The sequence below is a fragment of the Arthrobacter sp. TmT3-37 genome (genome assembly GCF_054510835.1).
On the sequence record NZ_JBTNDU010000013.1, the window covers coordinates 63,415 to 89,943 of the forward strand.

27 protein-coding genes are annotated in these 26,529 nt (G+C 71.3%); 21 read left to right on the forward strand and 6 right to left on the reverse strand.

The features are described 5' to 3' along the window. Position 1 precedes the first annotated feature (1 nt). Positions 2 to 958, forward strand: a complete 957-nt coding sequence (gene dapF, locus ACX80U_RS14690) for a diaminopimelate epimerase (RefSeq protein ID WP_459268961.1) — start codon at positions 2 to 4, stop codon at positions 956 to 958. 39 nt (positions 959 to 997) lie between these two features. On the opposite strand, the gene ACX80U_RS14695 is transcribed toward dapF, so the two are convergent. Continuing rightward, on the reverse strand, positions 998 to 1,606 hold the full coding sequence (locus ACX80U_RS14695; RefSeq protein WP_459268962.1) for a class I SAM-dependent methyltransferase: 609 nt from the start codon (positions 1,604 to 1,606) through the stop codon (positions 998 to 1,000). A gap of 120 nt (positions 1,607 to 1,726) precedes the next feature. On the opposite strand from ACX80U_RS14695, the gene hflX reads away from it, so the two are divergent. Both hflX and ACX80U_RS14705 read left to right on the forward strand, forming a co-directional pair. Continuing rightward, positions 1,727 to 3,310, forward strand: a complete 1,584-nt coding sequence (gene hflX, locus ACX80U_RS14700) for a GTPase HflX (protein ID WP_208740825.1) — start codon at positions 1,727 to 1,729, stop codon at positions 3,308 to 3,310. After that, the gene (locus ACX80U_RS14705) at positions 3,303 to 5,381 is read left to right on the forward strand and encodes an ATP-dependent DNA helicase (RefSeq protein ID WP_459268963.1); all 2,079 of its coding nucleotides are present in this window, start codon (positions 3,303 to 3,305) and stop codon (positions 5,379 to 5,381) included. Before hflX ends, ACX80U_RS14705 begins: the two co-directional genes overlap by 8 nt. 122 nt (positions 5,382 to 5,503) lie before the next feature. Here the strand turns inward: ACX80U_RS14705 and lexA are convergent, their stop codons facing one another. Then, positions 5,504 to 6,217 (reverse strand): transcriptional repressor LexA, encoded by a 714-nt coding sequence (gene lexA, locus ACX80U_RS14710; protein WP_133082299.1) that lies wholly within the window; start codon positions 6,215 to 6,217, stop codon positions 5,504 to 5,506. A gap of 382 nt (positions 6,218 to 6,599) precedes the next feature. Here lexA and ACX80U_RS14715 point away from each other — a divergent pair, with 382 nt between their 5' ends. The 8 genes from ACX80U_RS14715 (at position 6,600) to ACX80U_RS14750 (ending at position 12,852) form a co-directional block, all read left to right on the forward strand. Further along, on the forward strand, positions 6,600 to 7,073 hold the full coding sequence (locus ACX80U_RS14715) for a LysM peptidoglycan-binding domain-containing protein (protein ID WP_459268964.1): 474 nt from the start codon (positions 6,600 to 6,602) through the stop codon (positions 7,071 to 7,073). Between the two features lie 101 nt (positions 7,074 to 7,174). Further along, positions 7,175 to 8,269 carry a histidinol-phosphate transaminase gene (locus tag ACX80U_RS14720; protein WP_459268965.1) on the forward strand — a complete coding sequence of 365 codons (1,095 nt, stop codon included), beginning with the start codon at positions 7,175 to 7,177 and terminating at the stop codon, positions 8,267 to 8,269. Between the two features lie 143 nt (positions 8,270 to 8,412). Beyond that, positions 8,413 to 9,030, forward strand: coding sequence for an imidazoleglycerol-phosphate dehydratase HisB (gene hisB / locus ACX80U_RS14725; RefSeq protein WP_459268966.1), 618 nt, complete (start codon positions 8,413 to 8,415; stop codon positions 9,028 to 9,030). Then, positions 9,027 to 9,665, forward strand: coding sequence for an imidazole glycerol phosphate synthase subunit HisH (gene hisH, locus ACX80U_RS14730; RefSeq protein ID WP_459268967.1), 639 nt, complete (start codon positions 9,027 to 9,029; stop codon positions 9,663 to 9,665). Before hisB ends, hisH begins: the two co-directional genes overlap by 4 nt. Positions 9,666 to 9,669: 4 nt before the next feature. Beyond that, the gene (locus ACX80U_RS14735) at positions 9,670 to 9,828 is read left to right on the forward strand and encodes a hypothetical protein (RefSeq protein WP_208740834.1); all 159 of its coding nucleotides are present in this window, start codon (positions 9,670 to 9,672) and stop codon (positions 9,826 to 9,828) included. A 75-nt stretch (positions 9,829 to 9,903) separates the two neighbouring features. After that, the gene (gene priA, locus ACX80U_RS14740) at positions 9,904 to 10,662 is read left to right on the forward strand and encodes a bifunctional 1-(5-phosphoribosyl)-5-((5-phosphoribosylamino)methylideneamino)imidazole-4-carboxamide isomerase/phosphoribosylanthranilate isomerase PriA (RefSeq protein WP_133082236.1); all 759 of its coding nucleotides are present in this window, start codon (positions 9,904 to 9,906) and stop codon (positions 10,660 to 10,662) included. Beyond that, entirely contained in the window at positions 10,659 to 11,513 is an 855-nt protein-coding gene (locus tag ACX80U_RS14745) for an SseB family protein (protein ID WP_459268968.1), read from the forward strand. Before priA ends, ACX80U_RS14745 begins: the two co-directional genes overlap by 4 nt. 28 nt (positions 11,514 to 11,541) lie before the next feature. Continuing rightward, positions 11,542 to 12,852, forward strand: coding sequence for an MFS transporter (locus ACX80U_RS14750; RefSeq protein ID WP_459268969.1), 1,311 nt, complete (start codon positions 11,542 to 11,544; stop codon positions 12,850 to 12,852). A 174-nt stretch (positions 12,853 to 13,026) separates the two neighbouring features. On the opposite strand, the gene ACX80U_RS14755 is transcribed toward ACX80U_RS14750, so the two are convergent. Further along, positions 13,027 to 13,476, reverse strand: coding sequence for a DUF1844 domain-containing protein (locus ACX80U_RS14755; protein ID WP_208740837.1), 450 nt, complete (start codon positions 13,474 to 13,476; stop codon positions 13,027 to 13,029). A gap of 341 nt (positions 13,477 to 13,817) precedes the next feature. Between ACX80U_RS14755 and infC the strand changes: the two genes are divergently transcribed. From infC to ACX80U_RS14775, 4 genes are all read left to right on the forward strand, one after another. After that, positions 13,818 to 14,888: a translation initiation factor IF-3 gene (gene infC, locus ACX80U_RS14760; protein WP_244186187.1), complete on the forward strand. Its 1,071-nt coding sequence runs from the start codon at positions 13,818 to 13,820 to the stop codon at positions 14,886 to 14,888. Positions 14,889 to 14,989: 101 nt separating this feature from the next. Continuing rightward, entirely contained in the window at positions 14,990 to 15,184 is a 195-nt protein-coding gene (rpmI, locus tag ACX80U_RS14765) for a 50S ribosomal protein L35 (protein ID WP_133082241.1), read from the forward strand. A 92-nt stretch (positions 15,185 to 15,276) separates the two neighbouring features. After that, a complete protein-coding gene (rplT, locus tag ACX80U_RS14770; protein ID WP_055772447.1) occupies positions 15,277 to 15,666 on the forward strand; it encodes a 50S ribosomal protein L20 in 390 nt (129 codons plus the stop codon). A gap of 45 nt (positions 15,667 to 15,711) precedes the next feature. Further along, positions 15,712 to 16,665, forward strand: coding sequence for a TrmH family RNA methyltransferase (locus ACX80U_RS14775; protein ID WP_133082242.1), 954 nt, complete (start codon positions 15,712 to 15,714; stop codon positions 16,663 to 16,665). Here ACX80U_RS14775 and ACX80U_RS14780 read toward each other — a convergent pair. Continuing rightward, a complete protein-coding gene (locus ACX80U_RS14780; RefSeq protein ID WP_459268970.1) occupies positions 16,639 to 17,925 on the reverse strand; it encodes an MFS transporter in 1,287 nt (428 codons plus the stop codon). The two genes, ACX80U_RS14775 and ACX80U_RS14780, sit on opposite strands and share 27 nt — an antisense overlap. A gap of 341 nt (positions 17,926 to 18,266) precedes the next feature. On the opposite strand from ACX80U_RS14780, the gene ACX80U_RS14785 reads away from it, so the two are divergent. From ACX80U_RS14785 to ACX80U_RS14795, 3 genes are all read left to right on the forward strand, one after another. Then, positions 18,267 to 19,481, forward strand: a complete 1,215-nt coding sequence (locus tag ACX80U_RS14785) for a glutamate--cysteine ligase (RefSeq protein WP_459268971.1) — start codon at positions 18,267 to 18,269, stop codon at positions 19,479 to 19,481. Between the two features lie 12 nt (positions 19,482 to 19,493). Then, positions 19,494 to 19,742 (forward strand): hypothetical protein, encoded by a 249-nt coding sequence (locus tag ACX80U_RS14790; protein WP_459268972.1) that lies wholly within the window; start codon positions 19,494 to 19,496, stop codon positions 19,740 to 19,742. Between the two features lie 85 nt (positions 19,743 to 19,827). Continuing rightward, positions 19,828 to 20,298: a (deoxy)nucleoside triphosphate pyrophosphohydrolase gene (locus ACX80U_RS14795; RefSeq protein WP_459268973.1), complete on the forward strand. Its 471-nt coding sequence runs from the start codon at positions 19,828 to 19,830 to the stop codon at positions 20,296 to 20,298. On the opposite strand, the gene ACX80U_RS14800 is transcribed toward ACX80U_RS14795, so the two are convergent. Next, positions 20,295 to 21,362 carry an Rv2578c family radical SAM protein gene (locus ACX80U_RS14800; protein WP_459268994.1) on the reverse strand — a complete coding sequence of 356 codons (1,068 nt, stop codon included), beginning with the start codon at positions 21,360 to 21,362 and terminating at the stop codon, positions 20,295 to 20,297. The two genes, ACX80U_RS14795 and ACX80U_RS14800, sit on opposite strands and share 4 nt — an antisense overlap. A gap of 67 nt (positions 21,363 to 21,429) precedes the next feature. On the opposite strand from ACX80U_RS14800, the gene pcp reads away from it, so the two are divergent. Next, positions 21,430 to 22,068 (forward strand): pyroglutamyl-peptidase I, encoded by a 639-nt coding sequence (pcp, locus tag ACX80U_RS14805; protein ID WP_459268974.1) that lies wholly within the window; start codon positions 21,430 to 21,432, stop codon positions 22,066 to 22,068. Here the strand turns inward: pcp and ACX80U_RS14810 are convergent. Next, positions 22,046 to 22,564, reverse strand: coding sequence for an eCIS core domain-containing protein (locus tag ACX80U_RS14810; RefSeq protein WP_459268975.1), 519 nt, complete (start codon positions 22,562 to 22,564; stop codon positions 22,046 to 22,048). The genes pcp and ACX80U_RS14810 overlap by 23 nt on opposite strands. Before the next feature lie 204 nt (positions 22,565 to 22,768). On the opposite strand from ACX80U_RS14810, the gene pheS reads away from it, so the two are divergent. Beyond that, positions 22,769 to 23,851, forward strand: coding sequence for a phenylalanine--tRNA ligase subunit alpha (pheS, locus tag ACX80U_RS14815; protein ID WP_459268976.1), 1,083 nt, complete (start codon positions 22,769 to 22,771; stop codon positions 23,849 to 23,851). Next, the gene (gene pheT, locus ACX80U_RS14820) at positions 23,852 to 26,395 is read left to right on the forward strand and encodes a phenylalanine--tRNA ligase subunit beta (protein ID WP_459268977.1); all 2,544 of its coding nucleotides are present in this window, start codon (positions 23,852 to 23,854) and stop codon (positions 26,393 to 26,395) included. The last annotated feature ends 134 nt before the right edge of the window (positions 26,396 to 26,529 follow it).

Here is a 26,529-nt window from a genome sequence, read left to right on the forward strand (position 1 = left end):
GGTGACCGGATTCCCCGCTGATGCCCCTGCCCCCGCTGCCCGGCCTACGTCTGGCCTGTCCTTCACCAAGGGACACGGCACGGGCAACGACTTCGTCCTGACGCTCGATCCCGAGGGCACCGGACCTGCCGATCCGGCGTTCGTCGCGGGCCTCTGCGACCGGCACCGGGGCATCGGTGCCGACGGGTACATCCGCGCCGTGCGATCGGCAGTGCTCCCGGAGGGACGCGCCCTCCTGCAGACGGAGCCCGACGCCGAATGGTTCATGGACTACCGCAACGGCGACGGCTCCCTGTCGGAGATGTGCGGCAACGGCGTGCGTGTCTTCGCGCACTTCCTCCTCGCCAAGGGTGTCGCCGACCTGCCCGACGGCGGCGAACTCGCCATCGGGACCCGCGCGGGCGTCAAGCGCGTGACACGGTCGGGGGACGGCTACGCGGTCGACATGGGGCCGTGGGAGTTCATCTTCCCGGACGCGGCCGTCGCGCGCGGCATGGACTCCCTCGTCGACATCGGCGGGCTCGACGTCGAACGCCCGGCGCTGTCCATCAGCATGGGCAACCCGCACACCGTCGTCGCACTCGCCGATCGGGCCGACCTCGAGCGCACCGAGCTGTACCACGCCCCGGCCGTGCAGCCCCTACCACCGGCCGGGACGAACGTGGAGCTCGTGGTCCCCGCGGATCCGCTGGTCGGTGAGGACGGCGTCGGGCGACTCACCATGCGCGTGCACGAGCGCGGCGTGGGGGAAACGCAGTCGTGCGGCACCGGCGCGTGCGCAGCGGCGGCCGCCACCCGGTACTGGGCCGGCGAAGGTGCCCCGGCCCGGTGGCTCGTGGCCGTTCCGGGCGGGGTGGTGGGGGTGACGTTCTTCGACGGGCCCGAGGGCCGCGAGCACGTCCAGCTCAGCGGACCGGCCGAACTGGTCGCCGACGGCATGCTGTTGCCCGCCGGCTGAGGGCGGGAGCGGCGGGAGCGGCGGAAGGGCCGGGAGTCGTCAGGCGGGCCGGTGGACCTCCAGGATGCGGAACGACTTGGAGGTCTCGGCGCGGCGGACGGTGAAGCCCTCGGGCAACTCGTCGCCGAGCCAGCGCTGCAGCGAGTCCGCACCGAGGTTCTTCTGCACCACGAGCCATGCCCGCCCGCCCGGGGCCAGGCGTGGCAGCCAGCGCAGGAGCAGGGCATGCAGTTCCTGCTTGCCGATCCGGATGGGTGGATTGGACCAGATGGTGTCGAAGCGCAGATCGGCGTCGACGTGGTCCGGCGTCGTGGCCACCACATTGGAGAGCCCCAACCGTTCGGCGTTCTCGGCCGTCAGCGCGACGCAGCGCTCGTTCACGTCCACCGCATGCACCGTCGCCGCAGGAGCCTTCAGGGCCATGGTGAGGGCGATCGGACCCCAGCCGCTGCCGATGTCCAGCAGGTGCTGTCCCTCGGGCTCGGGGACGGTGTCGAGGAGGATCGCCGTCCCCTTGTCCACGCCGTCGGGGCTGAACAGGCCCGACGACGTCACCAGGTCGCGGCGGGCGCCGGCGAGGACGACGGACAGGGGGCGGCGGACGTCGGGTCCGGCCGGTTGCGCGCTGAAATAGTGCTGTGACTCCATGCAGGAAAGCCTAGTGCCCCGGTCCGCGGCACCCTCCGGGCAGTTTTCGCGCTGGGAGAATTCGTTGGAAGGCGTCCCTCCGGCGGCCGTAGAATTGGACGACATCCACCTAGGGAGACCATGACCGAGAATCACGGACATTCCACCGGAGCCAACATGGGCCGGGAGGAGATCCAAGCCGTCATCGACCGGATCCTCGCCAGCGACGAAGCTGCCACGGCGAAGGCGACGAACGGACCTCAGAAGACGGGCGACACCGCACCGCCCGTGGAGAAGACCTGGCGGTCGCGCGCGCTCGCGCTGTCGAAGGACGAAGTGCCCTCCGACGCGGACGGGGACCAGGAGGACCTGGCCGAGCGCCGCGCGCTCCGCCGTGTCGCGGGACTGTCCACCGAACTCGAGGACGTCACCGAGGTCGAGTACCGGCAGCTGAGGCTGGAGCGGGTCGTGCTCGCCGGTCTGTGGAGCGAGGGCACGGCGCAGGATGCCGAGAACTCGCTGCAGGAACTGGCCGCCCTCGCGGAGACCGCAGGGTCCGAGGTGCTCGACGGGATCGTGCAGCGCCGGCTCAAGCCGGACCCCGGCACGTTCCTCGGGTCGGGCAAGGCCCAGGAGCTGAAGGACATCGTGCAGGCGACCGGTGCCGACACCGTGATCGTCGACAGCGAACTGTCGCCGTCGCAGCGCCGTGGGCTCGAGGACATCGTGAAGGTCAAGGTCATCGACCGGACCGCGCTGATCCTGGACATCTTCGCGCAGCATGCCAAGTCCCGCGAGGGCAAGGCCCAGGTGGAACTCGCGCAACTCGAATACCTGCTGCCGCGCCTGCGTGGCTGGGGCGAGTCGATGTCCCGCCAGGCGGGCGGCCAGGTCGGCAGCGCGAGCGCCGGCATGGGCTCCCGCGGACCCGGTGAGACGAAGATCGAACTCGACCGCCGGAAGATCCGCACGCGCATGGCCAAGCTGCGCCGGGAGATCGCGGAGATGAAGCCCGCGCGCGAGACGAAGCGGTCCAACCGCCGTCGCAACCAGGTCCCCTCCGTCGCGATCGCCGGGTACACCAACGCCGGGAAGTCGTCGCTGCTGAACCGGCTGACCGACGCCGGCGTGCTCGTCGAGAATGCGCTGTTCGCGACCCTGGATCCCACGATCCGCAGGGCGGAGACGCCGGACGGCATCGGTTACACGCTGGCCGACACGGTCGGTTTCGTCCGGTCGCTCCCCACGCAGCTGATCGAGGCGTTCCGCTCGACCCTCGAGGAGGTCGCCGACGCCGACCTGATCCTGCACGTCGTGGACGCCTCGCATCCGGATCCGGAAGGCCAGATCGCCGCCGTCCGCGCGGTGCTGACCGAGGTCGACGCCCGCAAGGTGCCCGAGATCATCGTCCTCAACAAGGCCGACGCGGCCGACCCCTTCGTCATCGAACGGCTGCGGCAGCGCGAGCAGCGCTCGGTCGTCGTCTCGGCCCGGACGGGCGCCGGGCTCACCGAGCTCCGTCAGCTGATCAGCACGAACATCCCGCGTCCGGGCGTCAAGCTCGACCTGCTGGTGCCCTACGCGCACGGCGAGGTCGTCAGCCGCCTCCATGAGGAGGACGTCGAGATCCTCGGGATGGAGCACGCCGACGAGGGCACGCGCCTCGAGGTGATGGTCCGGGAGGGCCTGGCAGCCGAGCTGGAGCCGTACGTCCGGCATGAGTGAGAGCGTGCGGTCCGGTGCTGCGGTCGCGGCGCCGGACGCAGCGCACCACTCCGCCGAGGCCCGGCAGGCCCTGGAACTGCTCGACGCCGCCGTCGCGGCGATGGGCGGTGAGATGCGCGCCGGCCAGCACGAGATGGTGCGGCAGGTGAGCGAGGCCATCCGCTCCGGCGACCACCTCCTCGTGCAGGCCGGCACCGGGACGGGCAAGTCCCTGGCCTACCTCGTGCCTCTCCTCGCGCATGCCCTGGAGAGCGACCGTCCGTCGGTCGTCTCGACGGCGACGCTCGCCCTGCAGGCGCAGATCGTGGGGCGGGACCTCCCGCGCCTGTTGGACGCGGTGCGGCCCGCGCTCGCACGCCCGGTCGACGTCGCGCTCCTCAAGGGCCGCTCGAACTACGTCTGCCTGCACAAGACCGGCGGGGGATTTCCCGAGGAGGACGCCCCGGACGCCCTGTTCAGCCTGGGCGAGGACGCTGCCCCCCATCCTTCCCCTGCCGGCGGTGGAGCCCCCGCATCGGCCCTCGGGAGGGACGTGGTGCGTCTCCGCGAGTGGGCGGAGGAGACGACGACGGGTGACCGCGACGACCTCGTGCCCGGCGTGAGCGACCGCGCGTGGCGCCAGGTCTCCGTCTCCAGCATGGAGTGCCTCGGCGCTGCCCGCTGTCCTGTCGCCCAGGAGTGCTTCAGCGAGAAGGCCCGGGCCGCCGCGGCCGACGCCGACATCATCATCACCAACCACGCCATGCTCGCGATCAGCGCCTTCGAGGGCATCGCCGTGCTCCCCGAATACGACGTCGTGGTGATCGACGAGGCCCATGAACTCCACGACCGGGTGACGGGCGCCGTGTCCGGACAGCTGTCCGCCTCGATGGTGATGGCCGCGGCGGCCGCCCTGCGGCGCCACGCCTCCATCAGCACCGGCGCCCTCGACACCGCGGCCGCAGCGTTCGAGGCCTCCGCCGAGCTCATCCCGTCCGGCCTGCTGCCCGGCGGCCTGCCGGACGATCTCGAACAGTCGCTGGCGCAGGTCCGCGACGCGGCGCGGGCCGCCCTGTCCGACACGAAGACGGACGGCAAATCGAAGGCCGACGCCGACGGTGGCCGGCAGGTCGCCCGCTCGAGGACGACGCTGGTCTTCGAGCTGGCCGAGCGCATCCTCGCGGCACCGGATCTCAACGAAGTGGTCTGGGCATCCCGCCCGAGCACCTTCACACCGGGTGCGGGCTATGCGCAGCCCGACGAGAGTGCACCGGCGACCCTGAACGTCGCCCCGCTCTCGGTGGCGGGACGGCTGCGGGAAGGCCTCTTCGAGGACCACACCGTGATCCTGACGTCGGCGACGCTCGCCATCGGCTCGGAGTTCGGTCCGGTGGCGGGGTCGTTGGGCCTCAGTGGTCCCGGTGCGCCCGCTTGGACCGGCGTGGACGTCGGGAGCCCCTTCGACTATCCGCGCCAGGGCGTCCTCTACGTGGCGAAGGACCTGCCCAAACCCGAGCGGGGCACGTCGGACGCCCAGCTGGACGAGCTGCTGGTCCTGCTCAGGGCCTCACGCGGGGGCGCTCTCGGCCTCTTCTCGTCCAAACGGGCCGCCGAGGAGGCGGCCGAGGCGCTCCGACCGAAGGTCGACTTCGAGATCCTGTGCCAGGGGGAGTCCTCCCTCAGCGCACTGGTCACGCAGTTCGCCGACGAGCCCGACACCTGCCTGTTCGGGACCATGTCGCTGTGGCAGGGTGTCGATGTCCCAGGGGCGTCGTGCCGGCTGGTGGTGATCGACCGCATCCCGTTCCCCCGACCCGACGATCCCCTGATGACGGCCCGGACGAGGGCCGTCGCGCGGAACGGTGGCAACGGATTCATGAGTGTCTCCGCCACCCACGCGGCCGTGCGGCTCGCCCAGGGAGCGGGTCGCCTCATCCGGGCGGCGGGAGACAGGGGAGTGGTGGCAGTGCTGGACAGCCGCCTCGCCACCGCACGGTACGGCGGGTTCCTCCGGGCGGCCCTGCCGCCCTTCTGGGCGACCACCGACCGCGCCACGGTCACGGGCATCCTCGAACGCCTCTCGGGCCGCTGACGCCCGTCCCGCCGTATCCGCAGGCCTCCTGGAGGGCGCCCGGTAGGTTCGCCTGCGACGTCGGCGCCGGGAGGGACTCCGAAGCGCTCGGCGGCGTCGCCGACGACGCGCCGGAGCGCCTCCTAGAGGGCGCGCATCACCGAGACGACCTTGCCCATGATGCTGGCGTGGTCGCCCAGGATCGGCTCGTAGCGCGTGTTCTGCGGCAGGAGCCACGTGTGCCCGTCACGCTGGCGGAAGGTCTTCACGGTGGCCTCGTCGTCGAGCAGCGCCGCGACGATGTCGCCGTTCTGGGCGCTCTGCTGCCGCCGCACCACGACCCAGTCGCCGTCGCAGATCGCGGCATCCACCATCGAGTCCCCGGAGACCCTGAGCATGAAGAGGTCCCCGTGCCCGACGAGCTGGCGCGGCAGGGGCATGACGTCCTCCACGACCTGATCGGCGAGGATGGGCCCGCCTGCCGCGATGCGGCCGACGAGCGGCACGAGGGCGGTGTCGACGGCGATCTGGTGCTCGCCCGCAGGCTTGCGGTCCGTCGGGGAGGCGCCGGCGGACACCGGCTCCGACGCGAGCGTCAGGGGCAGCAGCACCTCCATGGCGCGAGGACGCTTCGGGTCCCGTCGCAGGTAGCCGAGCCGTTCCAGCTGGGAGAGCTGGTGCGTCACGCTCGACAGACTGGCCAGCCCGACAGTGTCGCCGATCTCCCGCATGGAGGGCGGGTAGCCCTTGTCGGCGATCGAGCGCTGGATGGTCTCGAGGATGGTCAGCTGGCGCGCCGTCAGCCCCTTCGACACGGAACGGCCCCTCGGGCGTCCCCGCCCGGCCGAGAGGGGCACGGCATCGGTGGGGACGTCGGCGATGTTCGATTCCTGCCGCGCTGCCGGTGTTGGTTCCACCACTGGTGTGCCTTTCGCCTGGGACTGCGCATCCCGTCGTGTCCGCCGTGCGGCTCCCGCGCAGTGGGAGCCGTTTCTGTCAGTGGCGGATGGTTGTCTTGGGACCATCACCGGCAGGCCTGCGGCTCAGGAGCAGGACACGCCGGTGATAGACCGTGCTGTTCACGCTAGGCCAGTCCGGGGCGGTTTTCAAACATATGTTCGAGCGAGTCTCGACAAGCATCGTCCGTAGATGCTAGAAATAAGCGCAGCTGAATTAGAACGTGTGTTCGAAACACGCTGCGTTTCCACACGGAACATTCGAAGGGAAAGAGGTAGGCCGATGACAGAGGCACCAGCACCGCAGGGCAGTACGGCGTTGGCACTGGCACCCGCCCGGCCGGGGGTCCACCTCCGGCTCGTCGCGGCTCCTTCGACTCCCGCGCCGGCTTCCACGTCGGCTTCCACGTCGGCGGGGGAGCACCAGCACTCGCCGCGGGAACCGGAGCGCCCGCTGACCCTCACCCGGCGGGGGCGGTTGCTCCTCGTTGGCCTGCCGATCGCGCTGGGCGTCGCCGCCCTGATCCTCCTCGGGGCCTTCCTGACCTCGCAGGCCCAGGCCGGGGAATCGGCTCCCGTCTCCTCGTCCGTCGTCGACGTCAACGTGGCCGCGGGCGAGACCCTGTGGGACCTCGCCGTGCGGTACGCCCCCGATCGCGACCCGCGCGACGTCGTCACGGAGATGGTAGAGCTCAACAATCTCCGCTCGTCCGTCGTCCAGGCCGGCCAGAGTATCTCCATACCGGCCGAGGGCTAGCCCCCGGTCCCGCATCGGTTCCCGCCCTGCCGGGCAGGGCCGGTCCAGGCACCTGACGCGCAGCATTCGCTGCGAGGGCCGCCATCGCTTAAACTTGAACGGTGCCCTCCTCCGTCGATGCCCTGGCAAACCTCCCCCTGCGCGATGACCTCGTCGGGCTGCACCCCTACGGTGCACCGCAGCTCGATGTGCCGATCCTGCTGAACGTCAACGAGAACACCCACGGTGTACCGGCGGACGTGCATGCAGCCATCGTCCAGGCCGTCGCCGAAGCCACCACGGGCCTGAACCGGTACCCGGACCGCGAGTTCACCGAGCTGCGGAAGAACCTCGCCGACTACATCGGGCACGGGCTGACGCCCGAGCATCTCTGGGCGGCCAACGGGTCGAACGAGGTCCTGCAGCAGGTCCTCCAGGCCTTCGGCGGGCCGGGACGCACGGCGATCGGCTTCCCGCCGACGTACTCGATGTACCCGCTGCTCGCCAGCGGGACGGGAACCCGCTACATCACCGCCGAGCGCGGGTCCGCCTATTCGATGACGCCGGACGCGACAGCCCGCGCCATCCGGTCCTCGGGTGCGAACGTCGTCTTCCTGTGCTCTCCCAACAACCCCACCGGCACGGCACTGGGGCTCGACGTCGTCGAGGCCGCGTACGAGGCCGGCGAGGACGCGCGGGCCATCATCATCGTGGACGAGGCGTACGGCGAGTTCGCCCAGCAGGGGACACCGAGCGCGCTCACGCTGCTCCCCGGCCGACCGCGCCTGCTGGTCTCGCGCACCATGAGCAAGGCCTTCGCCCTGGCGGGGGCGCGGCTGGGGTACCTCGCCGCCGCCCCGGAGGTCACCGACGCCCTCCGGCTGGTCCGCCTTCCGTACCACCTGTCGGCCATCACGCAGGCGGCGGCCAACGCCGCACTCACCCACGCAGAGACGCTGCTGTCCAATGTCGAGGCCATCAAGGTGCAGCGCGACCGCATCGTGCGGGAACTCGAGGACCTCGGGCTCTCGCCGGCTCCGTCGGACGCCAATTTCGTCCTCTTCTCGGGCCTCGAGGATCCCCACCGGGTCTGGGAGGGCCTGCGGGACGCAGGCGTGCTCATCCGCGACGTCGGCATTCCCGGCTCCCTGCGCGTCACCGCCGGAACAGAGCGGGAGACCACGGTGTTCCTCACAGCGTTGAAGAAGCTGCTGTAGCCGGTACCGCGGCGCCCCGCCCGGCCCGGTCCTCCTAGACTTGAAGGGTTCGGAGCGCCGCATCCTCCCGGCCCCGCGCCACCAGCCCTCCCGACCACTGCCGATCAGCGCCCGGCCGACCGCCGGCGCACAGAAGGAATGCAATGACAGTTGATGCCGCCAGCGGCCGTACGGCCCGCATCGAGCGCGTCACGAGTGAGTCCAGCGTGCTCGTGGAACTCGACCTCGACGGCACGGGCGTGTCCTCGATCGACACCACCGTGCCGTTCTACGACCACATGCTCACCGCCCTGTCGAAGCACTCCCTGATCGACCTCACCATCAGGTCCTCCGGTGACACCCACATCGACGTCCACCACACGGTCGAGGACACGGCGATCGCGATCGGCGAGGGCCTCCGTCAGGCCCTGGGCACGAAGGCGGGCATCCGCCGTTTCGGCGAGGCCACGGTGCCGCTGGACGAGGCCCTCGCCAACGCCGTCGTCGACATCTCCGGACGGCCCTTCCTGGTGCACGGGGGAGAACCCGCCGGGCAGGAGTACCACCTCATCGGCGGGCACTTCACCGGATCCCTCACGCGCCACGTCCTCGAAGCGATCGCGCTGCACGCCCAGATCTGCCTCCACGTGACCGTCCTCGCGGGCCGCGATCCGCACCACATCGTCGAGGCCCAGTTCAAGGCCCTGGCCCGGGCGCTGCGTGCAGCCGTCGAACCCGACCCCCGCGTCGAGGGCATCCCGTCCACGAAGGGGGCGCTATGACCGCGCGCACCGTCACCGTGCTCGACTACGGGTCGGGCAATGTCCGCTCCGTCGTCCGCGCCCTCGAGCACGTCGGCGCCGAGGTGGTGCTGAGCGCCGAGCCGGACGACGTCCTGAACGCGTCCGGACTGCTCGTGCCGGGCGTCGGCGCGTTCGCGGCCGTGATGAAGGGACTCAAGGATGTCGACGCCCTGCGGATGATCGGCCGCCGCGTCGCGGGCGGGCGTCCCGTCCTCGGCATCTGCGTGGGCCTCCAGGTGCTCTTCGACGAAGGAGTCGAACACGGTGTGCGGACGCCGGGCATGGGCGAATGGCCGGGGACCGTGGAACGGCTGAAGGCGGACGTCGTGCCGCACATGGGCTGGAACACGGTGGACGCACCGGAGGACACCGTCCTGTTCGACGGCATCGCCGACGAGCGGTTCTACTTCGTGCACTCGTACGGCGTCCAGGACTGGTCCTTCGACGTCAACCAGCCCGCCATGAGGCCGCCGCAGGTCACCTGGTCCGACCACGGCGGGCGCTTCATCGCGGCCGTCGAGAACGGGCCCCTCAGCGCCACGCAGTTCCACCCGGAGAAGTCCGGTGACGCGGGCGCCCAGCTCCTGCGCAACTGGATCGAGAGCCTGCGGTGAGCCGGTGCTGAGCCTCGTGCTCATGGGAGCCGCCGGCGTCCTCATCGGAGGTGCCTACTCCCTCCGGAGCCAGGAGTTCCCGCGCTGGGTGTGGATCGCCTTCCTGGTGCTGGCGGGGCTCTCGCTGCTCGCCGCCTACCTGTTCACCCTGCCCGGCGACTAGCCGCAGCACCCTGTCCAGACCGACCGTCCCGACCCAGCGGCCCGCGCCGCGCGTACGAAAGCAGCCAAGCAGACGATGAGCCCCTTCTCCGAATCACCCACGCTCGAACTCCTCCCCGCCGTCGACGTCGCGGACGGCCAGGCCGTCCGCCTGGTGCAGGGCGAGGCGGGCAGCGAGACCAGCTACGGGGACCCGCTCGACGCGGCGCTCGCCTGGCAGGAGGACGGCGCCGAGTGGGTGCACCTCGTGGACCTGGACGCGGCCTTCGGGCGCGGCTCGAACCGGGAGCTGCTCGAGCGTGTCGTGAAGCACCTGGACATCAAGGTGGAGCTCTCGGGGGGCATCCGCGACGACGAATCGCTGGACGCCGCACTGGAACTGGGTGCCACGCGTGTAAACCTCGGCACGGCCGCGCTCGAGAACCCCGAGTGGACCGAGCTGGCCATCGCCCGCTACGGGGACGCCGTCGCCGTCGGCCTGGACGTCCGCGGCACCACGCTGGCCGCCCGCGGCTGGACGCAGGAGGGCGGAGACCTGTGGGAGGTCCTGCAGCGCCTCGAGGATGCCGGGTGCGCGCGGTACGTCGTGACCGACGTGACGAAGGACGGGACCCTCAGGGGCCCCAACATCGAACTCCTCAGGGAGGTCCTCGCGAAGACGACACGTCCCGTCGTCGCCTCGGGCGGTATCTCCAGCCTCGACGACATCGCAGCCCTCCGCGAGCTCGTGCCGCAGGGACTCGAGGGCGCGATCGTGGGCAAGGCCCTCTACGCCGGAGCCTTCACCCTGCCCCAGGCCCTGGACGTGGCAGGGCTGCCCGCCGCGGACGCGTGACCGGCAGGCAGCTGCCCGCGCACATCGCCGCCGCGCTGGCCGGCAACACCGCCGACTCCGCGGGACGGCCGTGGGCCGGGCGGGACCTGTCGGGACCCGACAATCCGCTGCACGCGTTCGACGACGACGACGGCGCGGCCGACGCGCGGCTCGCCGCCGCGGTGGCCGGACTCCTGGAGACGTCCGACCGGCCGGGACGGGGTGAACGGGCCGTCTTCGCCGCACTGACGACGGCACGGGTGTTCATCCCCATCGTGGCCCAGCTCGGCGCGGAAGGGGACGCCGCCTCCGGCCTCCGGGCCGACAAGGAAGCGGACATGGCGCTCGTCACGCTCACCGCGCCGGACGGGCGGAAGGCCCTGCCGGTGTTCTCCTCCAGCCGGGCGCTGGAACGGTGGCACCCGGACGCCCGGCCCGTGGCCGCCTACGCGGCGCGGGCCGCCCTCGCCGCCGCGGCAGAGCAGGCCGAACTGCTGGTGCTCGACCCGGGTGCCGACGTGACTTTCGTCCTCCGGCGTCCTGCGGTCTGGGCACTCGCCCGGCAGACCGGCTGGACCCCGTCCTACGAGGACCAGGAGCTGGCCGCACTCGTCGAGGGGGCGGCGCGCGTGCAGGAGGATGTCCTGTCCGTGCGGCTCAGGCCCGGTGGAGGCGTCCTCACGCGGGCTGCCGACGGTAGCATTGCGTCCGGTGGGGGACCGGGTCCCGAATTGCGCATGGACCTCCAGCTCCGCGCGGGACTGACTCCGCAGGGGGTACGGGACGTCGTGTCGTCCTTCCGTACGAGGCTCCTCGCACTCACCGAATTCGTGGATCGCGTCGACTCGCTCGACATCAAACTCACCCGCTGACGGAGCCGTCGGCGGAGAAGGACAGCTCGTGAACTTCGCCGTATACCGGGACCTGCTGCGCATCCGGTCCGTCCGGACCCTGCTGATCGTCGGGATGATCGCCCGCTTCCCGCACTCCGCGGCAGGGGTCCTGCTGACGCTGCACGTGGTGCAGACCCTGGACCGCGGCTACGCCGAGGCCGGGGCCGTCGCGGCCGTCGTGACCATCGGGATAGCCGTCGGCGCCCCGTGGCGCGGACGGCGGATCGACAGCGCGGGGCTGCGCCGGGCGCTCGTCCCGTCCATCGTCGCGGAAGCGGCCATCTGGTCCGTCGCCCCGCACCTGCCCTACCACTGGCTGCTGGTCGCCGCGCTGGTCGGAGGCCTGTTCACCCTTCCGGCGTTCTCGGTCATCCGCCAGGCGCTGGGCGTCCTCGTGGACGGCGACCGGCGGCGCACGGCGTTCACGCTCGACGCGATCTCGACCGAAGTCATCTTCATGGCCGGGCCGGCGGTGGGTGTCGTCCTGGCGACGCAAATCTCCACCGTGCTCGGCCTGACGCTCGTCGGACTCGCCACGGCCTCCGCCGGGCTGTTCCTGATGTGGTTCAACCCGCCGACGCGCTCGGAGCAACTCCCTGATGCCGTCACCGTGTCGGCAGCGGCGCCGGCCGGGATCGGCGAGGCCGCAGCGGACCTCATCGGCTCCCACGACGCCGTGCACCAGGGGGAACGGCGTCCGTCGCTGCTCCGCCGGGGAGTTCGGCGCGCCTTCCCCTGGCTGACGGTTCCGCTGGTGGTGGTCATGGTCATCGCGGCGGGAGCGGGACTCGTGCTGTCCGGCTCGGAGGTCGGCATCGTCGCTGCACTCGAGCACGCCGGCAACGAGGGGCAGCTCGGCCTCGTCTTCGTGGCGTGGTGTGCTGCGTCCGTGGTGGGCGGTCTCCTCTACGGGGCGCTGCACCGGCCCGTCCCGCCGTCGCTCCTCCTGCTCGGCATGGCGCTGCTGACGCTGCCGATGGCTTTCGCCGACAGCACCCTGTCCCTGGCCCTGCTGTCGATCCCCGCGGGCCTGCTCTGCGCTCCGGTGCTCTCGGCGGCGTCGGAGAAGGTCGCCGATCTCGTCCCCGAGGACCGGAGGGGCGAGGCGATGGGCTGGTACGGCTCGGCGCTGACCTCGGGTGTCGCGCTCGGCGCTCCCGTGGCCGGTGTGCTGATCGACGCCACGGGACCCTGGGGCGGCTTCACCGCGGTGGGCGTCGTCTCGGCGCTCATCGGTGCGGCGGGCTTCGCCGCACGGAACCTCGGGCAGCGACCGGCGACGGCGGAGTCGCCCCAGGCGGCCGGTCGCTCGCGCTGACGTCCGCCGCCGCGCCGGTCCGTTGCGCCCCCGGCAGGGGAGCTGCGGTCCCGCGGCCCCGGCCGTCCCGCCTGGTCTCCCGGGTCGCGTCGGGCCGCGCGCACGTCTGAAACGCGAACGAACCGCACCGGCCGGTGCGGCTCGTTCAGGATCATCCCCGGAACGGCCGGGGGATCAGTTGACGGGGCCCGTGTACTTCTCGCCGGGACCCTGCCCCGGCGGGTCGGGGATGATCGACGCCTCGCGGAAGGCGAGCTGCAGGGAACGCAGGCCGTCGCGCAGCGGTCCGGCGTGCTGTGAGCCGATCTCCGGTGCCGCCGCCGTGACGAAGCCGGCCAGGGCCGTGATGAGCTTGCGCGCCTCGTCGAGGTCCTTCAGCTGCTCGGCGTTCTCCTCGTGGCCGAGGCCGCACTTCACGGCGGCCGCACTCATGAGGTGTACCGCCGACGTCACGATGACCTCCACGGCCGCCACCTCGGAGATGTCCCGCATCTGCCGGCGGACGTCCTGCTCCGCATCGGAGGGGCCGGCGGCGTGTTCCTGCTCCTCCGCGAAGCTGCGGCGGGAGGCAGGTGGCGCCCCGGCATCGGAGGAGTGCTGCGGATTGTCGTGTGGGGTGTTCATACTGGTAAGCTTGGCATAGACCAACCGGTCGCAGGTACTCGTCGTGCTCCTCACAGGGCATGCGGGGAAGCGGTCGGGATGCAAGCGGAGTCCTCTCCCACCCGCGTTTGCCTGGTGCGACCTCCCGTCGCATTGCAGGTAGCCGGGTCACCTGGTCGGTCCTGCCGATGTGCGGGCGGGAAGCTCGCGCTTCCGCCGACCATCCAGAACCGGTTGACGAGGCCTTCGATTGCGCATGCAATGGGAGGCCTTCTTTCGTTCGCACGCGGTTCCGGTTTGAGAATCCACAGGAGTCACACATTAGCGAGCCAAGAATCAACGATCGTATCCGCGTTCCCGAGGTGCGGTTGGTCGGACCTGCCGGCGAACAGGTAGGAATCGTCCGTATCGAGGACGCGCTCCGACTTGCCGCCGAGTCCGACCTGGATCTTGTCGAGGTAGCACCGCAGGCGAAGCCTCCGGTGGCCAAGCTCATGGATTTTGGTAAGTACAAGTACGAAGCGGCCGTCAAGGCGCGCGAGGCGCGGAAGAACCAGACCAACACGGTCCTCAAGGAGATCCGGTTCCGCCTCAAGATCGACACGCACGACTACGAGACCAAGCGCGGACACGCGATGCGCTTCCTCGGAGCCGGTGACAAGGTCAAGGCCATGATCCAGTTCCGCGGCCGTGAGCAGCAGCGTCCCGAGATGGGCATCCGCCTGCTCCAGAAGTTCGCGGAGGATGTCGCCGAGGTCGGCGTCGTCGAGTCGTCGCCGCGCATCGACGGCCGCAACATGGTCATGGTCATCGGTCCCACGAAGAACAAGGCCGAAGCCAAGGCGGAGGCACGCCGGGAGACCCAGCGTGCGGAGGCCAAGGCTGCCAACGAAGCAGCGAAGACAGGTGGCGACACCAAGCGTGTCGATACCTCGCGTGCGAGCACGGCGCCCCTGACGCAGTCCCTCGCGGACCTGCTGCCCGAGGGCTACTCGATCACGAGCGAGCCCGAGGCCGCCGCTCCGGAGGCTCCCGTCCAGGAAGCCCCCGCATCGGCCGTTGCGCCGGCAGGTGCACCGGAGGCCGCCCCGGCTGCTGCGCCTTCGGCCGCGCCGACGGCTGCTGCGGCACCGAAGGCCGCTCCGGTCCGGACGTCGTCGGCCCCGCGGTCGACGTCGCGTCCCGCCGAGCGGCCAGCGGCGTCGCGATCGGCGGCTCCTGCGCCGAGGCCCGCTGCAGCAGCACCGGCCCCTCGGCCCGAGGCAGCTCCTGCGCCCAAGCCGGCCGCAGCGGCACCGAAGCCGTCAGTGGCTGCCAAGCCGTCGGCCATGCCGAAGCCGGGAGCGCCGAAGCCGTCGGCGACCCCCAAGCCTGCCGGCAGGACGGCGCCCCAGAGCCCGACCAGCCGTCCCAAGCCCGGAAGCACGGACTAGGTCCGCCCTGTCCCTCCGGACACGTTCGACAACCAGAGGCACCTGACGGGTGCCGACCTCCGGGTGCACCCGCCCCGGCTATCAGAAGGAGATCGGTTCCCATGCCGAAGATGAAGACCCACAGTGGCGCCAAGAAGCGCTTCAAGCTGACCGGCAGCGGCAAGCTCAAGCGCCAGCAGGCCAACCGCCGCCACTACCTCGAGCACAAGTCCTCGACCGTGACGCGCCGCCTCGCGAGCGACCAGATCGTCTCGAAGGCCGACACCAAGGTCATCAAGAAGATGCTGGGCGTCTAACCACCAATCCATCCCTCGGGAAAGCGTACGCACCGATCAGTGCGGCGCTGCGGCTGCGGCCGTGACCGAAGAAGAACAAAAGGAGTACGCACGTGGCACGTGTGAAGCGGGCAGTCAATGCCCACAAGAAGCGTCGGGTCATCCTCGAGCGCGCCAAGGGTTACCGTGGACAGCGTTCGCGCCTGTACCGCAAGGCGAAGGAGCAGCTGCTCCACTCGTTCGTCTACAGCTACGGTGACCGCCGCAAGCGCAAGGGCGACTTCCGTCGCCTCTGGATCCAGCGCATCAACGCTGCATCCCGCGCCAACGGCCTGACCTACAACCGCCTGATCCAGGGCCTCAAGGCCGCCGAGATCCAGGTCGACCGCCGGATGCTCGCGGACCTCGCCGTCACCGACGGCGCTGCTTTCGCGGCGCTCGTCCAGATCGCCAAGAACGCCCTGCCGGCCGACACGTCGGCTCCGCTCAAGGCTTCGGCCTAGGTCCATCGGATGCTGCGGGCCGCACGGCCCGCACTCCGGTACACGATGACTGCAGACGGACGCCCCCAGGCGCCACTGATGACCAACACCCAGGCTGACCGGGTGAAGGAGGTGGCACGCCTGGCCGGGCGTCCGTCGCGTCTCCGGCGCCGCGAGTTCCTGGCCGAGGGCCCGCAGGCCGTCCGCGAAGCGCTGCGGCTGCATCTCGAAAGGCGCGACGACGACGGGGGCGGCGTGGTCGTCGAGGCGTACGCGACGGTGGAGGCCCTCGAGCGGCACCCCGATGTCGCCGAACTGTTCGGCCGGGACGGGGCGCCGTCCCTCCGGCGCACGACCCCCGATGTGCTCGCAGCGATGGCCTCGACCGTGACCCCGCAGGGCTTCGTCGCGGTCTGCCGATTCGTCGACACGCCCCTCGAGGACGTGCTCGCGACGAAGCCCCGCCTCGTCGCCGTGCTGGTGGAGGTCCGCGATCCCGGGAACGCGGGCACCATCATCCGGGCGGCGGACTCCGCGGGAGCGGACGCCGTGATCCTGACGGGCGCCAGCGTCGACCCGTACAACCCCAAGACGGTGAGATCCACCGTTGGCTCCCTGTTCCACCTTCCCCTCGTCATCGGGGCGGAGCTCGATGGACTGACCGACCGGCTCCGCGAGGCGGGGATGACGGTGCTGGCAGCGGACGGCTACGGTGCCGTGAGTCTGGACGACCTGCAGGACGCCAGCGCGGCGCGGCGGTTCGGGGCAGGATCCGAGGGATCAACGTCGTCCGACCACCGAACGGTCGGTCGCGCACCGGCCGTCGGCGGGTCCGTCCGCCTGGAGGACGCGGGGGCGTGGCTCTTCGGCAACGAGGCGCAGGGGCTTCCCGCCGAGGTGACCGCCGCCGCCGACGCGCGCATCGCCGTGCCGATCTACGGGAGCGCCGAGTCCCTCAACGTGGGCACGGCTGCGACGGTGTGTCTGTACGCCTCAGCCCGCGCGCAGCGGTCCTCCTGATCGTTCCCTGCCGGACCGTTCGGCGCCGGTCCGGCCGCCACGGCGCGTCCCGTCGGCGTCGTCGCTGCGGCGGTCCATCCGGCCGCTGACGAGCGCCACGGCGAGGCCGAGGACCGCGAGGGCGGCGCCCACCAGGGCCGGCGCCGTGAAACCCCATCCCGCGGCGATCACCGCACCGCCCACGGCCGCGCCCAGTGCGTTGGCGATGTTCAGGGCCGAGTGGTTCATCGAGGACGCGAGGGAGGGTGCCCCGGGTGAGACGTCGAGCAGGCGGGCCTGCAGGGGAGGGATGAGCGTCGAGCCGCTCGCCCCCACCAGGAAGACGAAGAGGCACGCCGTCCAGGGCTCCGATGCCGCGAGCGGGAACAGCACGAGCACCGCCGTGATCGCGATCATGACGCCGTAGATGCTGCCCATGATCGACCTGTCCGCGAGGCGTCCGCCCGCGATGTTCCCGACGACCATGCCCACACCGTAGAGCGCGACGACGACGGGCAGGAGCGACGCCTCCACGCCCGCGACCTCCGTCATGATGGGCGAGATGTACGAGTAGACGGCGAAGAACCCGCCGAAGCCCACGATCCCGATCAGCAGCGTCATCCAGAGCTGCGGGCGGCGCAGCGCGCCCAGCTCGGCGCGGATGCTCGCACCGGCCCGGACCGGGACCATCGGCACGAAGGCGCGGATCAGGGCGAGGGTCGCGACGCCGATCAGTCCCACGAGCAGGAACATGGACCGCCAGCCGGCTTGCTGGCCCAGCCAGGTGGCGAACGGGACGCCGACGACGTTCGCGATGCTGAGTCCGAGCATCACCATCGAGATCGCACGCCCGCGGTGCGCCGGATCCGCCAGGGAGGCTGCGATCACGGCAGCCACCCCGAAGTAGGCCCCGTGCGGCAGGCCGGACAGGAACCGGGAGGCCAGCATCCAGCCGAAGCCCGACGCGAAGAAGGACGAGAGGTTGGCGAGCGTGAGAACCAGCATGAGCGCCAGCGCGACGGAGCGCTGGGGCTTCTTGGCCCCGAGCGTCGCGAGGACGGGTGCCCCCACCACGACCCCGAGCGCATAGGCGGAGATGACGTGCCCGCCCTGCGCATAGTCCACACCGAGGTCGGCCCGCATCTCCTCGAGCAGACCCATGATCGTGAACTCGGTGGTGCCGATGGCGAAGCCGCCGACGGCGAGGGCACCGATGGCCAGCGCGAAGCGACGGCCGGTGGGGCGCGGGAGCGTGGGCGCGGGAGCGGCGGAGGTACTCATCTGTTGTCCTAGCGGCGGGGATCGGAGGTCGGGAGGGATCGGTCGCCGGGCTCCCTCGCGGACGGGGAGCGGAACGTGCGCCGACAGGACGCCGTCGTCGCTCCCAGCCTAGGCGATGACCCCATGACGGCCCGAAATGCAACCGCCGATGGAGGACGTCCGTCATTTGTGCGGCGATCGCCGACCGTCCTACCGTTGACGGACGACATCTTGGTTGAGCAGCGGCCTGTCGATCCTTCTGCTCAGGAGTTCACCATGGCTACCCCTGTCCGATCCGCACCGCAGCGGGCACAGGCAACGATCACACACGCGCCCGGGGCGGAGTCGTGAGGACCGTCGGCGTGGAGGAGGAGTTCCTCCTCGTGGACGCTGAGACGGGGTCTCCCGTATCGCTGGGCCAGGAGGCCTTCGGCCAGTGCCTGGACGACCGCCTCACCTGTGAGATCAAGCAGGAACAGATCGAGACGGGGACCCGACCACACGCCGACGTCAACGACCTCGCCATGGACATCGCCCGGTGTCGGGCCCTCGCCGACGAGACCGCCCGGAGGGTCGGTGCGCGGGTGGCGGCCCTCGCGACGTCGCCCCAGCCCGCCCACCCGATCGCCACTCCCGGCACCAGGTACGAGGAGATGCAGGACCGGTTCGCGCTGACCGCGAGCGAGCAGCTGACGTGCGGCTGCCATGTCCATGTCAGCGTCGAGGACGACGACGAGGGGGTTGCGGTGCTGGACCGCATCCGCGCCTGGCTCCCGGTGCTGCTCGCGCTGTCGGGCAACTCGCCCTTCTGGAACGGCACGGACACCGGGTACGCGAGCTACCGGTCGCAGGCCTGGAGCCGCTGGCCGATGACGGGCCCGTGCGACGTCTTCGGTACGGCCGAGCGCTACCACGAGACGGTGGCCGGGCTGCTCGACACGGCCGTGCCGGTGGACCTGGGACAGATCTACTTCGACGCCCGGCTGAGCCACCACCACCCCACCGTGGAGGTACGGGTCAGCGACGTGTGCCTGTACTCGGACGATGCCGTGCTTCTGGCACTCCTGACCCGCGGGCTCGTCGAGACCGCGGCGCGGGAGTGGCGTGCCGGCATGCCGCCGATGCCCGTACCGACGGCCACCCTCCGGATGGCGTCCTGGCGGGCGGGGCGGTTCGGCATGGACGGCAAGCTGCTGCACCCCGTCGAGGGGAAGCCGCAGGAGGCCGGCTTCGTCGCGTCCGCGCTCCTGCGCCACGTCAGGCCTGCACTGCTGGACCAGGGCGACGCCGAGATCGCCGAGTCCCTGCTGCGCCAGCTCCTCGCCCGCGGAACCGGTGCGAGGCGGCAACGCGCGGCCCTGATGCGGGGGGGGGGGCGAGCTCGGCGACGTCGTCTCGGAAGCCGTCCGCGTCACCAACCTGGCACGCGGCGGGATCGCCGACCACCACGAGGCGGCGCCACGGCCCGCGCAGCGGACCCTGGCGAGGTTCGCCGGCTGGGGCCGCGCTGCCACGCAGTGATCTGCGACGGGGCGGCCACGGAGCCCCGAGGACTGGAACTTCTCACCACCTACTGACAGGATCGAACGATGGGCTGGACACCTCATTCATACGAATTGCCACAGAGCGAGCACCTCCGGGAGGACATCAATCTTCCGCAGGAGCCTGAGGCCGAGAGCGCGGCCGAATTCTCGGAGGACACCTACACCTCCACCGAGCTCAACGCCGGCCAGCAGGTACCGGGGCTGAGCCCGCACGGCGAGTACCGTCGCGGCGACAACCCGGAACACCAGACAGCGCCGACGGGGGACGGGCTCGCGGCCGCCGAGGAGAGCTGACCGCCGCTCCGTCGTCGTCCCGTCACCGGCACGCCCCGCCCGACGGGGTGACGGCGGGCACCCGTCCCGTGGCTAGACTCGGCGGGTGACGAAAGCATCGGACAGCCTCCGCCAGATCGTCGGCGCGGCCGTCGTCGACTCCCTCGGGAACCCGACCCGCCTCCTCGTGGCCCGGCGCACGGCCCCGCCGCAGTTCGCCGGTATGTGGGAGTTCCCCGGAGGCAAGGTCGAGGCCGGGGAGTCGTGCGAGGCGGCGCTGCGACGCGAGCTCGAGGAGGAACTCGGGATCCGGGCACGCCTGGGCGCCGAGATCCGCGGACCCGGTCCGCAGGGGTGGCCGCTCAACGAGAGCGCCGCCATGCGGGTCTGGTTCGCGGAAGCGACCGCCGGCGATCCCGAGCCCCTGCAGGATCATGACGAGGTGCGCTGGGTGCCCCTGCACCCGGACGCAGAACTCGATGCCCTGCCATGGATCCCGGCTGACCGGCCGATCCTCGTCGCCCTGCGCGCGGCAGCGGCGGGTCGCGACGACGTCGTGGACCGGGCGTACTCCTAGAACAGGGACGCCTGGACCGGGCGGGCAGCGCGCGTGACCGCTCCGGTACCGGCGGGGGGCGCCGTCGTGTGCTCCGGCCCTCCCGCGGGGGAGAGGTTCCGGAAGAAACCGGCCCCGGCCGCGAGCCCGTGCTTGCTCCGGAAGAGGCGGATCCTGCCCGAGAGCCAGTCCCGGTACTCCCGGGAGGCGTAGCTCCCGCCTCGATAGAGCTCCTGGTATTTCGGGACGAGGTGCGGATGGTGGGCTGCGAGCCACTGCAGGAACCACTCGCGGGAGCCGGGACGCAGATGCAGGGGGCCGGCGGTCACACCCGTGGCTCCGGCTGCTGCGAGTTCGCCGAACAACCGGTCGAGCGACTCGTCGCCGTCGGTCAGCCAGGGCAGGATCGGCATGGCCATCACGCCGCACGGCAGACCGGCCTCGCGGAGTCGGGAGATGAGGGCGAGCCGGGCCCTCGGGGCGGGCGTGCCGGGCTCGATGGCTTCGGCGAGGACCGGGTCCACCAGCGCGAGCGAGATGCCCATGCCGACGGACACCGACCGGGCAGCGGAGATCAGCAGTGGGATGTCGCGGGCCAGGAGGGTGCCCTTCGTCAGGATGGAGAACGGTGTCCCCGAGTCGGCCAGCGCCGAGATGATGCCGGGCATCAGCCTGTACCGTCCCTCCGCTCTCTGGTAGGGATCGGTGTTCGTCCCCAGGGCGACATGCTCGCGGACCCAGGACGGGCGGGCCAGCTCCCGGGCGAGCACCTCCGCGGCGTTGATCTTCACCACGAGCTGGGCATCGAAGTCGAGCCCCGTGTCGAGGTCGAGGTAGCTGTGCGTCTTGCGGGCGAAGCAGTACACGCAGGCGTGCGAGCAGCCTCGGAACGGGTTGATGGTCCAGGAGAACGGCATCGACGAGGTGGGCGGCACCCTGTTGAGGACGGACTTCGCGGTGACCTCGTGGAACGTGAGCCCCGCGAACTCCGGCGTACGGACGGTCCGCACCAGGCCGGCCATCGGTACCAGGGCGGGCTCGGCGGCACCGCTGTCGTCCGTGATCTTCTGGCCTTCCCATCGCATGACGTCCATTAGAACATGTGTACTAATACGCTGTCGTGGTGGGACGGCGGTCGTCTAGGCTGTCAGCATGATCCTGCTGACAGGTTTCGAACCCTTCGGGGGAGAAGCGACCAATCCGTCCTGGCTCGCCGCCCGGCGGGCCGCAGCCCTCCTCACCGCCGAGGGACAGCAGGCCGTCGCCGTCGAGGTCCCGTGCGTCTTCGGGCGGAGCATCGAGGTGCTCGAGGCCGCTCTCGAGCGGTACCGTCCGGGCATCGTCCTGGGCGTCGGGCAGGCCGGCGGTCGGGAGCGCGTCTCGATCGAGCGCGTGGCGATCAACGTGGACGACGCGCGCATCCCCGACAACGCCGGGTGCCGGCCCATCGACGAGCCCGTGGTGCCCGGGGGGCCGGCGGCGTACTTCTCCTCCCTGCCCATCAAGGCGTGCCGCGAGGCCGTGGCGGCGCTGGGCGTACCGGTGGAGGTCTCGCAGACGGCGGGCACCTACGTCTGCAACCACATCTTCTACGGCCTGATGTCGCTCCTCGCGGACCACCCGGGGGTCCGCGGCGGTTTCGTCCACGTCCCGTACTCGACGGAGCAGGGCGGGGCCCATCGGCAGGCAGGCCTCCCCATCGAGGACATGGCCGCGGCCCTCGTGGCCATCGCGACGACGGCGGCCGGCACGACGGCGGACGCCCGGATCACCGCGGGCGCGGAGCACTGATGCGGGACCGGCCGTCGGGACGTGCCGCACCCAGGACGGCCCGGCGCCCCCGCAGGGACAGGATGTTCCGAACGACGCCTGCGAGCGGCCGGAGCGGTCGCTCGCGGTAGCCGCCGTCGACCAGTCCGGCGTTCCGCTCGAACAGGTTGCGCGACGCCGGGTCGCCGGTCCGCAGCAGCGAGTACGCCGCCGCCAGCAGATAGGCCGGGAGGAAGGGGAGCCCGAGGCAGGCGGCGTACTGCCGGGTGTGGCGGGCCTCGTGCTCCAGGAGCCGGGCGAAACCCGCGGGAGCGCCGTCGGGCACCCGCCCCCTGAGCAGCACCACGCTGCCCACCGTGAAGGCACGCGCCCTCGGCAGGCGGCGGCGGTACCCCTCCGCGAGCAGGATCCCGTGAGGGCCCGGTGAGACCCGGCAACCCGACAGGGCCGCGACCGCGAGCCCGCACGGCGTCGACAGGTTGATCCAGTTGAGGAACGGTACGAGTCCCGGCGTCATGCCGTCATCGTACGGCGCACCGCGCCGCCCGGCAGCAGGTCCGGCGGCAGGTCCGGCGGCCGGTGCGGTTGTGGTGCCGCCGAGCCCGTCGCCTAGACTTGACACGCCGGTGCGCCCCGCTGCGACCCGGCGTTTTCCTGTCCACGGCCCGGACTGTCCGCAGACCGCCCGCCGCACACTGAGAGTGCAAGGTAAGCAAACCCCATGTCCGAAACCCCAGAGCACGCCGGGCCAGACGGCCCGGGCGCCCCCGTCCCCGATCCGCTGGACGCCGCGTCGGTCGCCGCCGCGGTCGACGCCGCGCTCGCCGACATCGCAGCCGCAGCCGACCTCGATGCGCTCAAGGGGGCCCGGATCGCGCACACCGGCGAGAAGTCGCCGCTGAGCCTCGCGAACCGGGGGATCGGCGCCCTGCCGAAGGAACAGAAGTCCGCGGCCGGCAAGAACATCGGGCCCGCCCGCGGCCGGATCAACTCCGCCCTGGCGTCCCGTACGACGGAGCTCGAAGCGGAGCGCGATGCCCGGATCCTCGTCGAGGAGGCCGTGGACGTCACCGCCGCCCCCCGCCGTCGTCGGCCCGGGGCACGCCACCCCCTGTCCACGCTGCAGGAACGCGTCAGCGACGTCTTCGTGGGCATGGGCTGGGAGATCGCAGAAGGCCCCGAACTGGAGTCCGAGTGGTTCAACTTCGACGCGCTGAACTTCAAGCCGGACCACCCGGCCCGCGAGATGCAGGACACCTTCTTCGTGGAGCCGCCCGAGGCGCACCTCGTGCTGCGCACGCACACCTCGCCCGTCCAGGTGCGCTCCATGCTCGAGCGCGAGCTGCCCATCTACGTCCTGTGCCCGGGCAAGGTGTTCCGCACCGACGAGCTCGACGCCACCCACACCCCCGTCTTCCACCAGTTCGAGGGACTCGCGATCGACAAGGGCCTCACCATGGCCGATCTCGTGGGCACGCTGGAGCACTTCACGCGCCAGCTCTTCGGCGACGAGGCGAAGGTACGCCTGCGCCCCAACTACTTCCCGTTCACCGAACCCAGTGCAGAGCTCGACATCTGGCATCCCGGCGCCAAGGGCGGCCCGCGCTGGATCGAATGGGGCGGCTGCGGCATGGTTCATCCGAACGTGCTCCGCGCCACCGGGATCGACCCGGACGTGTACTCCGGGTTCGCCTTCGGCATGGGGATCGAACGGGCCCTCATGTTCCGCAACGAGGTCAGCGACATGCGGGACATGATCGAGGGCGATGTACGTTTCAGCGAACACTTCGGGATGGAGATCTAGGTGAGAATCCCACTGTCCTGGCTGCGCGAGTACGCAGCCGTGCCCGCGGATGCGACCGCGGAAGACGTGATGGCCGAGCTCGTGAAGGTCGGCCTCGAGGAAGAGGACGTCCATCGTCCCACCGACGAGCTGACCGGTCCCATCGTGGTCGGCCAGGTGCTCAGCCTCGTCAAGGAACCGCAGTCCAACGGCAAGACCATCAACTGGTGCACCGTGCGCGTGGTGCCCGAGGGCGCCGAGCAGACGCTCACGGGCGACGGTATCGACCCCTCGGGCGTGCAGGGCATCGTCTGCGGTGCCCACAACTTCGTCGAGGGCGACAAGGTGGTCGTCACCCTGCCCGGAGCGGTTCTTCCCGGCGACTTCCGCATCAGCCCCCGCAAGACCTACGGACACGTGTCCGCCGGCATGATCGCGTCGGTGCGCGAACTCGGCATCGGCGAGGACCACGACGGCATCCTGGTGCTCTCCACCCTGGGGCTCGACCCCGAGGTGGGCACGGACGCCATGGAACTCCTCGGCCTGTACGACGAGGCCGCCGAGATCAACGTGACCCCCGACCGCGGGTACTGCTTCTCCATCCGGGGCGTCGCACGCGAATACGCGCACGCCACCGGGACGGAGTTCACGGACCCGGCAGCCGCCGTCGTCGTCCCCACCGCGGCGGGCGCCGGCTACCCGGTGCGCCTCGAGGACTCGGCCCCCATCTACGGCAGGCAGGGCTGCGACCGCTTCGTCGCCCGGACCGTCCGCGGCGTCGACCCGTCGCGTCCCACCCCGCCGTGGCTGTCCGCGCGCCTCCGCCTCGCCGGGATACGCTCCATCTCCCTCGTGGTCGACATCTCGAACTACGTGATGCTCGAACTCGGCCAGCCGCTGCACTTCTACGACCTCGACAAGCTCTCGGGCGACATCGTGGTCCGCCGTGCCGTCGCAGGGGAGACGCTGCGGACCCTCGACGACCGGGAGCGTACGCTCGACGCCGAGGACCTGCTGATCACCGACGCGACCGGCCCCATCGGGATCGCCGGCGTCATGGGCGGCGCGGCGACCGAGGTCTCGGGGGACACCCGCAACGTCCTCATCGAGTCCGCCCACTTCGAGGAGGTCGGTATCGGCCGGTCCCGGCGCCGCCACCGGCTGCCCTCGGAGGCGTCCAAGCGCTTCGAGCGCGGCGTGGACTGGAACGTGGCGGACGTCGCCGCGCAGCGCGCCGTCGAACTCCTCCTCGAGCTCGCGGGCGGCACGGTCGACGACACCGCGACGGACGCCGGCCAGGCGCCGGAGCCGCGCGTCGTCGAGCTGGCGGCCGACTTCCCGGCCCGCCTGATCGGACGGCCGTTCACGGACGAGCAGATCCGGGGGACGCTCACCGACCTCGGCGCGGCCGTGGCGGACGCCGACGGCGGATACCGGGTCACGGTGCCGAGCTGGCGCACCGACCTCGAGACCCGCGAGGACCTCACCGAGGAGATCATCCGGCTCGTCGGCTACGACACGATCCCGTCCACCCTGCCCGTCGCGCCTCCGGGACGCGGCCTGACCCGCCTGCAGCAGCAGCGCCGCCGGCTCCTGAACGCGCTCGCCGCGGCAGGACTGACGGAGGTGCTGTCCTACCCGTTCGTCAGCGGGCACGCCAACGCGGTCTTCGGCACGCCGGACGAGGGAGCTGCCGTCGCCTCGGTCAAGCTCGCGAACCCGCTCAGCGCGGAGCTCGGATACCTGCGCCGGTCGATCCTCCCCGGTCTGGTGGAGCTCGCGAAGCGCAACTCCTCGCGCGGCTTCCGTGACCTGGCCCTGTTCGAGACGGGCGCCGTCTTCCTGCCGGGGGACGTGCTCGGCACACCATCCATCCCGCCGCTCGGTGCCAGGCCCGACGACGAGGTCCTGGACGCCCTGTACGCCGGTATCCCGGACCAGCCGCAGACCATCGCTGCACTGTTCACGGGCCACGAGGCGGCGCCGTCGGCAGGCGTGGTCCCGCGCGCCTGGGACTGGGCCGACGCAGTGGACGTCGTCCGGCTGATGGCACAGGTCGCCGGGGTCGACGTCGTCGTGCGGCAGGGGAGCCACCAGGCGTTCCATCCGGGACGCACCGCGGAGTTCTCGCTGCGCAGCGGAGAGGTGCTGGGCTACGCGGGTGAGCTCCACCCGAAGCTGATCGCCGCGCAGGACCTGCCGGCGCGCACCGTGGCGCTGGAGGTCGACGCGGACCTGCTGCTCGACGCCGCAGCGGACGTCATCGTCGCGCGGCCGCTGTCCACCTACCCGCCGGCCACGCAGGACGTGGCCCTCGTGGTCGACGCCGGGGTGGTCGCGGGCGACGTGCTCGAGACGCTCCGTGAAGGCGCAGGGGAGCTCCTCGAGGACGTCAGCCTGTTCGACGTGTACACCGGACAGGGCATCGGTGAGGGACGGAAGTCGCTGGCGTTCGCCCTGCGCTTCCGCGCCCCGGACCGCACCCTGACGGCGGACGAGGCCAGCGCGGCACGCGATGCCGCAGTCGCGCTGGCAGGAGAGCGGTTCGGCGCCGTCCAGCGCTGAGCGACGGCAGCTCCGGGCCCGCCCGGAGCTGCCGTCGTCGCCCCCGTACGGAGCGCGTGCCCGCAGAGGGCCGCTCCGGAGGAACGCCGGCACCTCTGAACGACGCCTTCCGGCCCATGTACGGGCGGGAGGAA

Bases quoted from the DNA above. Each gene is read 5' to 3' on its own strand.
- ACX80U_RS14695 (WP_459268962.1), bottom strand. From the start codon at position 1,606: ATGGAGTCACAGCACTATTTCAGCGCGCAACCGGCCGGACCCGACGTC.
- hflX (WP_208740825.1), top strand. From the start codon at position 1,727: ATGACCGAGAATCACGGACATTCCACCGGAGCCAACATGGGCCGGGAG.
- ACX80U_RS14705 (WP_459268963.1), top strand. From the start codon at position 3,303: ATGAGTGAGAGCGTGCGGTCCGGTGCTGCGGTCGCGGCGCCGGACGCA.
- ACX80U_RS14715 (WP_459268964.1), top strand. From the start codon at position 6,600: ATGACAGAGGCACCAGCACCGCAGGGCAGTACGGCGTTGGCACTGGCA.
- hisB (WP_459268966.1), top strand. From the start codon at position 8,413: ATGACAGTTGATGCCGCCAGCGGCCGTACGGCCCGCATCGAGCGCGTC.
- hisH (WP_459268967.1), top strand. From the start codon at position 9,027: ATGACCGCGCGCACCGTCACCGTGCTCGACTACGGGTCGGGCAATGTC.
- priA (WP_133082236.1), top strand. From the start codon at position 9,904: ATGAGCCCCTTCTCCGAATCACCCACGCTCGAACTCCTCCCCGCCGTC.
- ACX80U_RS14755 (WP_208740837.1), bottom strand. From the start codon at position 13,476: ATGAACACCCCACACGACAATCCGCAGCACTCCTCCGATGCCGGGGCG.
- rpmI (WP_133082241.1), top strand. From the start codon at position 14,990: ATGCCGAAGATGAAGACCCACAGTGGCGCCAAGAAGCGCTTCAAGCTG.
- ACX80U_RS14775 (WP_133082242.1), top strand. From the start codon at position 15,712: ATGACTGCAGACGGACGCCCCCAGGCGCCACTGATGACCAACACCCAG.
- ACX80U_RS14780 (WP_459268970.1), bottom strand. From the start codon at position 17,925: ATGAGTACCTCCGCCGCTCCCGCGCCCACGCTCCCGCGCCCCACCGGC.
- ACX80U_RS14790 (WP_459268972.1), top strand. From the start codon at position 19,494: ATGGGCTGGACACCTCATTCATACGAATTGCCACAGAGCGAGCACCTC.
- ACX80U_RS14800 (WP_459268994.1), bottom strand. From the start codon at position 21,362: ATGCGATGGGAAGGCCAGAAGATCACGGACGACAGCGGTGCCGCCGAG.
- pcp (WP_459268974.1), top strand. From the start codon at position 21,430: ATGATCCTGCTGACAGGTTTCGAACCCTTCGGGGGAGAAGCGACCAAT.
- ACX80U_RS14810 (WP_459268975.1), bottom strand. From the start codon at position 22,564: ATGACGCCGGGACTCGTACCGTTCCTCAACTGGATCAACCTGTCGACG.
- pheS (WP_459268976.1), top strand. From the start codon at position 22,769: ATGTCCGAAACCCCAGAGCACGCCGGGCCAGACGGCCCGGGCGCCCCC.